The organism is Nocardioides plantarum, assembly GCF_006346395.1.
GTDB classification, from domain to species: Bacteria; Actinomycetota; Actinomycetes; order Propionibacteriales; family Nocardioidaceae; genus Nocardioides; species Nocardioides plantarum.
In genome coordinates, this window is sequence record NZ_VDMS01000005.1 from 388368 (window position 1) to 398591 (window position 10224).

Annotated in this window: 11 protein-coding genes; 3 read left to right on the forward strand and 8 right to left on the reverse strand. The window is 71.4% G+C overall.

Annotated features, from left to right (window positions below):
* Positions 1 to 63: 63 nt before the first annotated feature.
* The 5 genes from FJQ56_RS20530 to FJQ56_RS20550 are packed head-to-tail and all read right to left on the reverse strand — an operon-like array spanning position 64 to position 4870.
* Positions 64 to 924, reverse strand: a complete 861-nt coding sequence (locus tag FJQ56_RS20530) for a carbon-nitrogen hydrolase family protein (RefSeq protein ID WP_140011489.1) — start codon at positions 922 to 924, stop codon at positions 64 to 66.
* On the reverse strand, positions 921 to 2381 hold the full coding sequence (locus tag FJQ56_RS20535; protein WP_140011490.1) for an MSMEG_0567/sll0787 family protein: 1461 nt from the start codon (positions 2379 to 2381) through the stop codon (positions 921 to 923). The genes FJQ56_RS20530 and FJQ56_RS20535 overlap by 4 nt, the downstream gene beginning before the upstream one ends.
* A complete protein-coding gene (locus FJQ56_RS20540) occupies positions 2378 to 3451 on the reverse strand; it encodes an MSMEG_0568 family radical SAM protein (RefSeq protein ID WP_140011491.1) in 1074 nt (357 codons plus the stop codon). Before FJQ56_RS20540 ends, FJQ56_RS20535 begins: the two co-directional genes overlap by 4 nt.
* Before the next feature lie 13 nt (positions 3452 to 3464).
* Complete coding sequence (locus FJQ56_RS20545; RefSeq protein ID WP_140011492.1) at positions 3465 to 3989, reverse strand: MSMEG_0572/Sll0783 family nitrogen starvation response protein; 525 nt, start codon at positions 3987 to 3989, stop codon at positions 3465 to 3467.
* A 44-nt stretch (positions 3990 to 4033) separates the two neighbouring features.
* A complete protein-coding gene (locus FJQ56_RS20550) occupies positions 4034 to 4870 on the reverse strand; it encodes an amidohydrolase family protein (protein ID WP_140011493.1) in 837 nt (278 codons plus the stop codon).
* A gap of 334 nt (positions 4871 to 5204) precedes the next feature.
* Here FJQ56_RS20550 and FJQ56_RS20555 point away from each other — a divergent pair, with 334 nt between their 5' ends.
* Positions 5205 to 5555: a hypothetical protein gene (locus FJQ56_RS20555; protein WP_140011494.1), complete on the forward strand. Its 351-nt coding sequence runs from the start codon at positions 5205 to 5207 to the stop codon at positions 5553 to 5555.
* A gap of 9 nt (positions 5556 to 5564) precedes the next feature.
* Here FJQ56_RS20555 and FJQ56_RS20560 read toward each other — a convergent pair whose 3' ends face one another.
* Complete coding sequence (locus FJQ56_RS20560) at positions 5565 to 6302, reverse strand: FadR/GntR family transcriptional regulator (protein WP_140011495.1); 738 nt, start codon at positions 6300 to 6302, stop codon at positions 5565 to 5567.
* Positions 6303 to 6435: 133 nt separating this feature from the next.
* Here FJQ56_RS20560 and FJQ56_RS20565 point away from each other — a divergent pair, with 133 nt between their 5' ends.
* A complete protein-coding gene (locus FJQ56_RS20565) occupies positions 6436 to 6945 on the forward strand; it encodes a gluconokinase (protein ID WP_140011496.1) in 510 nt (169 codons plus the stop codon).
* Positions 6942 to 8309 (forward strand): GntP family permease, encoded by a 1368-nt coding sequence (locus tag FJQ56_RS20570; RefSeq protein ID WP_140011497.1) that lies wholly within the window; start codon positions 6942 to 6944, stop codon positions 8307 to 8309. Before FJQ56_RS20565 ends, FJQ56_RS20570 begins: the two co-directional genes overlap by 4 nt.
* 179 nt (positions 8310 to 8488) lie before the next feature.
* Here FJQ56_RS20570 and FJQ56_RS20575 read toward each other — a convergent pair whose 3' ends face one another.
* Both FJQ56_RS20575 and FJQ56_RS20580 read right to left on the reverse strand, forming a co-directional pair.
* A complete protein-coding gene (locus FJQ56_RS20575) occupies positions 8489 to 9739 on the reverse strand; it encodes a type II toxin-antitoxin system HipA family toxin (RefSeq protein ID WP_140011498.1) in 1251 nt (416 codons plus the stop codon).
* A 74-nt stretch (positions 9740 to 9813) separates the two neighbouring features.
* Positions 9814 to 10119: a helix-turn-helix domain-containing protein gene (locus FJQ56_RS20580; protein ID WP_246084283.1), complete on the reverse strand. Its 306-nt coding sequence runs from the start codon at positions 10117 to 10119 to the stop codon at positions 9814 to 9816.
* Positions 10120 to 10224 lie beyond the last annotated feature (105 nt).

The window sequence follows — 10224 nt, forward strand, 5'->3', positions numbered from 1 at the left end:
GAGCCCCGGCGACGAGCCTCGAGACCCCCGCAGCCGACAGGACCAGCCCACCCCGCACCCGGCTCACACACGGACGGGCTCCAGGTAGAGCTCCGGACGCCGGTCGCCGAGGTGGAACATCGACCGGCGCGCCCCCTCGAGGGTGGCCGCGACGTCGACGTCCGCGTAGGCGACCCCGGCCGTCGTACCCGTGGCGGCGAGCACGTCGCCGCCCGGCCCCACCACCTTGGCCGACCCCACGAAGCGCAGCCTCCCGAACGTGCCGGCCTGGTTGGAGGCGACCCAGACCACCTGGTTCTCCAGGGCGCGTGCCCGGTCGAACAGGTCGAAGCGGTGCGTCCACCGGTCCTCGGCGAGGTCGTCGGCCGACGCCGTGCGGGAGGCCGGCCAGGCCGAGATGCAGGTGATGATCTCGGCGCCGTCGAGCGCCAGCGCCCGGGCCGCCTCCGGGAAGGCCTTGTCGTAGCAGATCAGGGCTCCGACCCGTCCGACAGCGGTGTCGATGGCGGCGAAGCCGTCGCCGGCGGCGTAGTAGAGGCCCTCGCCGAGGGGCTGGTGCACCTTGCGGTGCACGCCGTGCACGCCTTGGCCGCTCACGACCGCCGCGCTGTTGAAGCGCTCGGTGCCGTCGGACTCGCAGAACCCGACGACCACCGTCATGTCGCCGGCGATCTCGGCGACGCGGCGCAGCTCGGGACCGTCGACGTCCATCACGGGCGGCAGGTCCTCGGGAGCGTCGGCGTGGGTGCCGTCACGGCCGGAGCCGAGCACGGAGAGGTAGCCGCCCAGGCAGGCCTCGGGAAAGGCGAGCAGTGCCACGCCACGAGAGCGGGCGTCCGTGACGTGAGCAGCGATCTGATCGAGGTTGTCCTCGACGTCGCGGCCGAAGTTGGCGCTGACGGCGCCGAGTGCGGTGGTGGTCACGATGCTGCTCCCATTCCGGTGACGGTGGAGGTGACGGCCTCGGTGACGACGCCGTCGGGCCAGCGCAGGCCGACGCCTGCGCCGGTGGTGAGCTCGCCGCAGACGGCGGTCGTGACGAAGCCCGGCAGTCCGACGTCGGTGGTCGAGCCACCCTCGGTGGTCGAGCCACCCTCGGTGGTCGAGCTTGTCGAGACCTCGGCCGTCACCATCGCGAAGCCGGGGAAGCACGTCAGCCAGTCGCCGTACGACGCCCCCGCAGGCGCCGGGATCGCGCCGACGTCGAGGACCGCCCGGCAGCCCGAGGCCTCGGCGAGCATGCCGGTCGTGCCGACGAGGCCGCTCATGCTGACGTCCTTGGCCGCGGTCGGCGCCAGGGCGGGCACCACACCGGCGAGGGCTCGAAGCTCCTCACCGGTGCGGTGGCTGGAGGAGTCCCACTGGGCGCCGGTGTAACGCGGGCGCCACCCGCCGCCGAGGTCGGCGGTGACGCGCAGGGACTGGCCGGGAGCGCCGCCCCCGCCGGGGACGGGCCGCGACGTCCGGCCCAGGGCGGTGACGGAGAGCGCGGCGGGCACGCCGAGCTGGGTGTGGCCGCCGACGACGGGCACGCCCCAGGCCTGGCTGGCGTCGGCGACGCCGCGCAGCACCCGGCGGGCGAAGGACGCGTCGCGCGCGCCGAGGGCGTCGAGCAGGGCGACCGGAGCCGCGCCCATCGCCGACAGGTCGTTGAGGTTGACCAGCACCGCGCACCAGCCGGCCCACTCGGGGTCGCGCTCGACCATCGAGGGCAGGATCGCGTCGCAGGCCGCGACCAGGTCGGAGCCCGGCACCGGCGCACCGTCGTCGCCGACGAACCCGGCCGGGACGCCGCCGGTCAGGGTGGACAGCAGGCCGCCGAGCGCCGACTTGGTGGCGTCGACCAGCCGCTGCACGCGGGCGATCGGCCAGTCGACGAGCACGTGCGGGTGCCCGTGCAGGAAGGTGCGCTCACGCGGCACCCAGCCCAGCCGGCGGAAGAGCCTCTCGTTCTGGGCCTGGACGGTGGCGTCGAAGCGCAGTGCGCCGAGCGACTCGGCCTCGGCGCAGGCCGCCCGGACCAGGGCGGCGCCTACGCCCATCAGCATCCGGGCGTCGGGGGCCACGGCGAGGCGCGAGCCGCGCCACCAGCCGAGGTCGGGCCCGGGCAGGGCCGGGTGGATGCGGACGCCGCCGAGCACCTCGCTGTCGTGCGCGCGGGCCACGAGCACCACGGTGCGCGGGTCGTCGTCGACGTCGTCGTGGTCGGATCCGTCGAACAGGCCCTGCTCGCGGACGAAGACCTCGCGACGCAGGGTGCGGTAGGCCGCGACGTCGGCGGGGGAGTCGGCTCGTACGACGACGAAGGAGTCGAGGCTGGGCGCCGTACGGCGCGAGCCGGTGAGGATGACCTCGTCGACGAAGGTGAGGGAGTCGGTCACGACGCGGCCTCGTCGGAGCCGCACGAGCCCAGGGCCGAGCACGCGCCGCACGCGGCACACCCGGCGGCCTGGTCGGCGCCGAGCATCCCGTGCGCCCGCAGGGCTGCGGACACCTGGGCGGTGACCTTGTAGACGTCGCGGGGGTCGGGCGCCGTCGCACCGTCGACGTCGGTGGCGAGCGTGCCGGCCAGCGGCCGGAACGGCACGACGAAGGGGTAGACGCCCATCTCGATCAGCTCGACCGCGCCCCTGACCATCTCGTCGGGGTCCTCGCCGAGACCGACGAGGAGATAGGTCGAGACCTGGTTCCAGCCGAAGACGCGGACGGCCTCGGCCCAGGCTGCTTTGTACTCCGCCATCGGGACCGAGCCCTTGCCGGGCATCCACGCCAGCCGCGCGGCCTCGTCGAGGGACTCGACGTGGATGCCGATCGAGCGGGCGCCGGCGTCGTACAGGTCCTGGATGGTCTGCAGGTCGCCGGGCGGCTCGCACTGCACCTGGATCGGCAGGTCGGGCAGCACCTCGCGCACCGCCCTCACGCAGCGGGCCAGGTGGGTGGCGCCGCGGTCGCGGCCGTTGCTGGTGCCGGTGGTCATCACCATCTGGGTGATCCCGTCCAGCTCGTACGCCGCCTTGGCCACCTCCGCGATCTGCGCGGGCGTCTTGACCGCGACGGTGGCCCCGGCGTTGAGGGACTCCTCGATCGCGCAGAAGCGACAGCGCTCGCTCTCGGCGTACCGGGCACAGGTCTGAACGACCGTGGTGGCCAGGACGCTCGAGGAGTGCAGCCGCGCGATCTTCTCGTAGGAGACGCCGTCGGCGGTCTCGAGGTCGTAGAAGCGCGGCCGCGCCACGGCCTCCACGCCCATGCCGGTGTCGGCTCCGTCGAGGAGCAGCTTGCCGCCGCTGACGGTGTAGGGGCTGCGGGGGTTGAGCGGGATCGCCGCCCCCACACCGTCGAGCAGCACGTGCCCGTCGTCACTGGGGCCGGCGCCCGCGCGGCGCGCGACCGGTGCGTCCAGGAGGCGGATGCCCTGGATCGCGACGTCTACGCGAGTGTCGGCTCCCATGTCGATCAGCCGATCAGAGGTTGTAGACGCTGTTGATGATGGCGCCCTTGTTGGCGAAGTGGATGACCGCGTCCTGCACGTCGAGCGGGTGGCAGGGGATGACGCCCTCGATCAGGTCCTCCTCGCGCTGGCCGTGCAGCGCCATGCCGAAGCGGCAGCACAGCACCGTGCCGCCCTCGGCGATGAACGTCTTGATGGCGTCGTTCATGTTCTGGTTGCCGGGGAAGGCGACGTCGCCGGTGGTCGGGAAGCCGCGGGTGTCGGCACAGGCCAACGCACCGGGGCCGTAGAAGTAGAGGGTGGCGTCGAAGCCCTTGCGCAGCGCCCGGGTCGTCTGCAGCACGGCGACGAACGACACCGAGCTCTCGTGCGGGATGCCGTGGACCAGCGTCAGCCACGCCTGGCCCTCGCTGGCCTGGTAGTCGGGGAAGAGCTTGGTCGAGCCGTAGAGGTTGGTGCCCTTGTCCTGGCTCGGGTGGGGGACCTCGGCCTTGGACTTCTCCATCGCGGCCAGGATCTCGTCGTCGTACACGGACATGCGGTGTCTCCTCGGGTGGGGTGCTGGTCGGGTGTGGAGGGGTCTCAGACGCCGTACAGCGCGTCGAAGTTCTGGTGGAAGAAGGCGTCGGCCAGGGCGCCGTCGCCGGTGGCCGCGCGCAGCCGGGCGTGCTCGCCGGCGAAGTCGCCCCACGGGGCGTCGGTGGCGAAGAGGACTCGGTCGTGGCCGACGCCGCGGCGCTCGATCTCCTGCGCCAGCCAGGCCGGCGCGAAGCCGATCGCCCAGCTGGTGTCGGTGTAGACCTGCTTGCCGGCCTCGATCCAGTCGAAGAACAGCCCGCCGATGAGCTTGAGATGACCGCTCATCCCGCCACCGAGGTGGACCAGGTGGATCTTGGTGTCGTCGCCGTACCTCTCGACGAGGGTGGCGATCCGGTCGATGTCGGACGCCGAGCCGGGGGAGGTGTGGACGTGCACGACCAGGCCCAGGTCGGCGGCCCCGGTGAAGATGCGGTCGAGCTGCTCGGCGCAGTCGGCGTCGTCGGGTGCACCGCCCAGCAGGAAGCTGGTCTTGAGCGCCGCCACCCCGTCCTCGACCGCGAGTGCGAACGCCGTGTCGTTGCGGGCCGCGTCGCTCTGCTTGGGGCTGACCCACAGCCCGCACCGCACCCGGTCGTCCTGCTGGGCGGCCTCGAGGGCCAGGTGGTTGAGGCCGAACGCGACGTCGGGGTCCGGCACGCCGTAGTTGGGCAGCACCAGCGCCCGCTCGGTGCCCTCGTCGTCGAGGACGCTGAAGAGCTCCGCGACCGTCTCGAGCGCGGTCGTGTCAGGGTTGATCGGCGGCCCGCCGTAGAACCCGTACGCCGGCAGCCGCCCGATGTGGCGGTGGGCGTCGCGGTGGGCGAGCGGCCGGCTGGTCATGCCGAGGACTCAACGCCCGCCGTGTTTCCGAATGGTTCCGGCAGGAATTCCGAGTGTGACCTGGACGGTAAGCATCTCGTTACTCCGCCTCCCCGCCGCTCGGGCACCCCCCGGGTCGAGCCAGATCACGGTAGTCACATCGGGTGAGCCGGTCTGCCCACACGGCCGTGTCGCCAGGCCCGTCCGACCGACATGCTCGAACCTCGTCCCAGGCCGCACTCGCCGGGGCGACCCAACCGACCATGGTCCGGTTGTCGGTGAGTCCGGGGGGACCACGTGCAGGTGGCCCCGTACACACCCGGCGCGGACTGCCCCCGCGACACCAGGAGCCCCGTTGCGACTCCCCGCCCCGTCCGTCCTCGACTCCGTGCGTGACTCCGGGCGTCGCCGCCGCGACCAGCGCCGGCTGGAGCGTGTCGCCGCCGACCCCGCGTCGGCGACGGTGGCCGACATCGTCCTGCTGCTCGAGGCCGAGGGCGCCGCCCCCGACCGGGTGGCCTCGACGCTCTACCGCGCTGCCTCGATCGGCGTGCAGCCCGCCATGCTCTGGGAGTGGGTGCGGGCCTTCGACGGCCTCGAGCTGGTCCGGCTGCTGTGCTCGGAGTCGCCGGACTACCTGGTCCTGGGGGCCCTGGTCGACGGCATCACCATCCATCGCGAGTTCAGCGCGATGCTCGACGACTAGGTCGCGGGGCTAGGACGAGGTCTCGTCCGAGGGTTCCGACGCGTCGGACTGCTCCTGCGCGAGCGCGGCTGCGGCCTCGTCGATGATCGCGCGCATCGCGCGCTCGGCCGCCGCCGGCTCCCCGAGGCGTACGGCGCGCGCCACCTCGTCGTGCAGCGCGATCGCCTCGGGGTTGGGACGCCGCGGCATCATGCCGTGGCGGGTGCGTCCGACGAGGACCGCGGTCACGACGTCGCCCAGCGAGCCGAGCATCTCGTTGCCGCTGGCCTCGAGCAGGGTGCGGTGGAAGAGCGAGTCGGCGCGCAGGTAGGCCTCGAGGTCACCGTCGCGTCCGTGCACGACCATGTCGGAGACGGCCGCGGCCAGCGTCCGGCAGTGGTGGGCCGTGGCCCGCTCGGCCGCGAGCGCAGCGGCGGCCGGCTCGACGCCGCGGCGCAGCTCGGAGAGCGAGGCGAGCTGGGCGGTCCGGTCGGCGCCGGCGAGGCGCCAGCGGATCACCTGCGGGTCGAGCACGTTCCAGCAGCTGCGCGGCTGGACGGTCACCCCCACCCGGCGACGCGACGACACCAGCCCCATCGACTCCAGCACCCGGACGGCCTCGCGGGCCACGCTGCGCGAGACACCGTGTCGGACGCCGATGGCCTCGATGGTCAGCACCGTGCCGCACGGGTGCTCGCCCGAGGCGATCCGCGCGCCGAGGGCGTCGAGGACGCCGGCGTGCTGGCCGAGCCCGGGGTCGAGGGTCACGGGAAGATCATCTCATCGGCACCCAACCGGGTGAATGGTCCGACCAAAGTGCGCCAGGGGGTTGCAAAGAGCATATCTTTCGTCGCACGATGTGTCGGTGATCACGGAGAACAGTCGTCCGAGCCTCGTCGTCATGGGAGTCTCCGGCTCCGGCAAGTCCGTCGTCGGGGCGGCGCTCGCGCAGCGGCTCCGGGTGCCGTTCGGCGACGCCGACGACATGCACCCCGAGTCCAACATCGCCAAGATGTCCGCCGGCCACCCGCTCGACGACGCTGACCGGGAGCCGTGGCTGATCGGCATCGGCGAGTGGCTCGCCGCGCGGCCGCAGGGTGCGGTCGTCGCGTGCTCCGCCCTCAAGCACGCCTACCGCGACATCCTGCGCGAGCACGCCCCCGGCGTACGGTTCGTGCACCTCGACGGCAGCCACGAGGTCATCGCCCGTCGTCAGGCCAGCCGCCCCGGCCACTTCATGCCTCCCTCGCTGCTCGGCTCGCAGTTCGCGACGCTCGAGCCGCTGGGACCCGACGAGGACGGCGTCGTCATCGACGTCACCCGCTCCATCGACGAGATCGTCGACGAGGCCGCCACCCGGATCCTCGCCGCCACCCCGTCCGACGCCCACGACTCCGAGGAACGCTCATGACCCAGGACCTCATCGATCCGGTCGCCTCCGGCGGCCAGCTGATCGCCGCCGCGCTGGTCGGCATCGCGCTGATCGTCGTACTGATCACGCTGGCCAAGCTCAACCCGTTCGTCGCGCTGATCCTGGGCGGGCTCACCGTCGGCATCGTCGCCGGCCAGAACGTCAACGACGTCCTGGACTCCTTCACCACCGGCTTCGGCAAGACCGCGTCCGGTGTCGGTGTGCTGATCGCGCTCGGCGCCATGTTCGCCAAGCTGCTCGCCGACTCCGGCGGCGCCGACCAGATCGTCGACACGATCGTGGGCCGTGCGTCCGGACGGGCGCTGCCGTGGGCGATGGCCGCCGTCGGCGCGATCATCGGGCTGCCGATGTTCTTCGAGATCGGCCTGGTCCTGCTGATGCCGGTCATCTACCTCGTGGCGCGTCGCGCCCAGGTCTCGCTGATCACCGTCGGCATCCCCGCCCTGGCCGGCCTCTCCGCGATGCACGGCTTCGTGCCGCCGCACCCCGGCCCGGTCACCGCCATCGACTACCTCGGCGCCGACCTCGGCGTCACCCTGGGCTTCGGCCTCGTCGTCGCCATCCCCACCGTCATCGTCGCCGGCCCGCTCTTCGGGGCGCTGGCCGGCAAGTGGGTCGTCGTCGAGGCCCCCAGCACGTACGACGCCGACACCCGCACCGAGCTCGAGAACCGGCCGTCGTTCCTGGTCACCATCCTCACCGTGCTGCTGCCGGTCGCACTGATGCTCAGCAAGGCCCTGGCCGACATCGTCATCGACGACGAGGACGCCAAGCTGCAGCAGGTCTTCGACGTCGTCGGCAACCCCTTCGTCGCGCTGCTCATCGGCACCTTGGTCGCGATGGTCACCTTCGGGTACGCCGTCGGCATGGACCGCGAGAAGGTCGCCGGGGTCGTGTCGTCGTCGCTGCCCCCGATCGCCGGGATCCTGCTGATCGTCTCGGCCGGCGGCGGGTTCAAGGAGGTGCTGGTCAACACCGGCGTCGGCACGCTGCTGGCCGACTGGGCCACCGACGCCAACGTCTCGGTGCTGCTGCTGGGCTGGGTGCTCGCCGTGCTCATCCGCCTGGCCACCGGCTCGGCCACCATCGCCACGATCACCGCCTCGTCGCTGATGATCCCGCTGACCGTGGGCATGTCCTCTCCGGAGATCTCCCTGCTCGTGCTGGCCGTCGGCGCCGGCTCGGTGTTCTTCTCCCACGTCAACGACGCCGGCTTCTGGCTGGTCAAGGAGTACTTCGGGATGAGCGTGGGCCAGACCCTCAAGACCTGGTCGCTGATGGAGACCGTGCTGTCGGTGACCGGACTGCTGGTCGTGCTGCTGCTCGGGGTGTTCGTCTCTTAGGGCAACCGGCAACCGGCGAGTTGACGGCCTTCGGCCGGGCCAGGGGCAGTGCTGGCGGGACGTCGCCGAGGTAGCCGTCAAGCCGTGGGGTGGTGTGCCAATGGACCAAGGACGAAGTCGCGCGTTCGACGTCCTCGACGGTCTTCCACGGTCGGCCTTCCCGCCGACCTGGGAAACGCCTACGGAGTCGCGAGGCCGAGCAGCGTGGAGATCCCTCGTTCGAATGCTGGTCGGAAGAGCTCGATGTCGGGTCGTTGTGCGCCGTGGGATCGAGCGACGTCTGGCCAGGTGCTGACGGCGTCGGCTACCTGGCGGGCGATGGTGTTGCGCCGGTCGGTCGGGAGTCGGCACTCGCCTGCGAGCGATTCGAGGCCGAGCAGCTCGTCGTCGTGCGAACGCGCGCCGTCGATGCCGGTGACGCGGTCTTTGGCGAGGTCAGGTTCGGGGTTGACGTCGAACAGGGGGGACATGGTCCAGCCGCCTCGTGCTCGCAGGAAGCCGTGGTTACGCATGTGGTCGTCGGTGTTGTGTATGGCGACGGAGAGGGCGACTCGACGCCACAGGGACTCCAGGTCGGCGTCGGGGGAGGCTCCTTCGTCGGTGATGGCGTCGCAGACGTCGAGGTAGTCAGAGGTGTCGTTGTCGCGGCGGTTGAGGAGGGTCATGGCGCTGACGTAGGGGACGCGAGCGCCGTGTTCGCTGCGGTCGAAGCGGTCCAGGATGAGTACGGCGCGACGGTTGAGGTGGGTGAGACGGCGGCTGGGGACGTCGATGCCGGCCGCTTCTGCCAGGTCGAGTGCGGTTGCCTCCCAGACCATGACGTCCCAGTCGTCGTCCTTGTGAGGAAACTTGGCGATCATCAGTTGGTCGCCGTCGCGGATGGATGCCTTCGGTCGGGCTCCTCCGAGGGAGCCCGATCCGGCGTCGAGGAGGTTCTTGAGGGCTGCCTGGTCGTCGGGGTCTCGCTCGATGGCGTCGGCTGCGGCGAGCAGGCGCGGCAGCTCGATGAGCTGGGGGACTGCGGCTTCGGGATCCAGGAAAGGTCCGTCGGTGCCGAAGCGCAGGCGGAGCGCGCCTTGGCGCGTCAGGTCGGCGACGCCAAGGAGGTAGTCGACGTCGGTGAGGTCGCGCGGCTTGTTTGCGTCGCGCAGAGCGAGGGCGCGGAGACGTGTGGTGACGAGGTTGCGTCCCCACCGGTCTGGGGAGCAGTCCTGGAAGCAGCCGGGCAGGCCGGCGACCGTCGTGGACCGTCCGAACAGGGACAGAGCGGGGTCGATCGCGTAGGAGTCGGGTCGCTGCAGCCACGTCTCGTCGTAGGTGAAGGTGGTGCTGACGCCCGCTCGTTTCCGCATGGCGGAGCCGAAGGTCGCGACCCCGACCAGGACGGGCTCGCCTGAGACGTCGACGTAGACGTTCGCGCGGTTGCTCAACGGGGGCCCTTCGGTGTCGTTCGTCGAGTTGTCGGTGGGTCTCCGGGGGGCGGCCCTGGTCGTGGTTGCTTCGCTCAGTGACGGATGCGTTTGGGGAGGGCTTGTCCGGCCCGTGCCTTGCCGAGCTCGGTGTTCAGAGGGTCGACGGCGTCGAGCAACTGGTCGGTGAAGCCGAGTGCTCGTACGACGTCGAGGAGCACGCCGAGGCTGACCCCGGGATCGCCGGATTCGAGCTTCCACAGAGTGGGCTTCGAGACACCTGCCCGCTGGGCGACCTGTTCAGCGGTGAGGTCTTGGAGCTTGCGCCACTCGACGAGCCGTTCGCCGAGAGCCAGGGCGGTACGACGAGTGCGAGCAGACACCGTGCGGGTTGCCATCATGTCCCCTAAGACTAAGTATCGTTTGCGCTAATGCGGTTAAGACTAACGATGCTTAGTCTTAAATGCCAGGTGTCTAGGTGAGGTGCTGGCGGCACCGAGGGTAGG

Bases quoted from the DNA above. Each gene is read 5' to 3' on its own strand.
- FJQ56_RS20540 (WP_140011491.1), bottom strand. From the start codon at position 3,451: ATGGGAGCCGACACTCGCGTAGACGTCGCGATCCAGGGCATCCGCCTC.
- FJQ56_RS20545 (WP_140011492.1), bottom strand. From the start codon at position 3,989: ATGTCCGTGTACGACGACGAGATCCTGGCCGCGATGGAGAAGTCCAAG.
- FJQ56_RS20550 (WP_140011493.1), bottom strand. From the start codon at position 4,870: ATGACCAGCCGGCCGCTCGCCCACCGCGACGCCCACCGCCACATCGGG.
- FJQ56_RS20565 (WP_140011496.1), top strand. From the start codon at position 6,436: ATGGGAGTCTCCGGCTCCGGCAAGTCCGTCGTCGGGGCGGCGCTCGCG.
- FJQ56_RS20570 (WP_140011497.1), top strand. From the start codon at position 6,942: ATGACCCAGGACCTCATCGATCCGGTCGCCTCCGGCGGCCAGCTGATC.
- FJQ56_RS20580 (WP_246084283.1), bottom strand. From the start codon at position 10,119: ATGATGGCAACCCGCACGGTGTCTGCTCGCACTCGTCGTACCGCCCTG.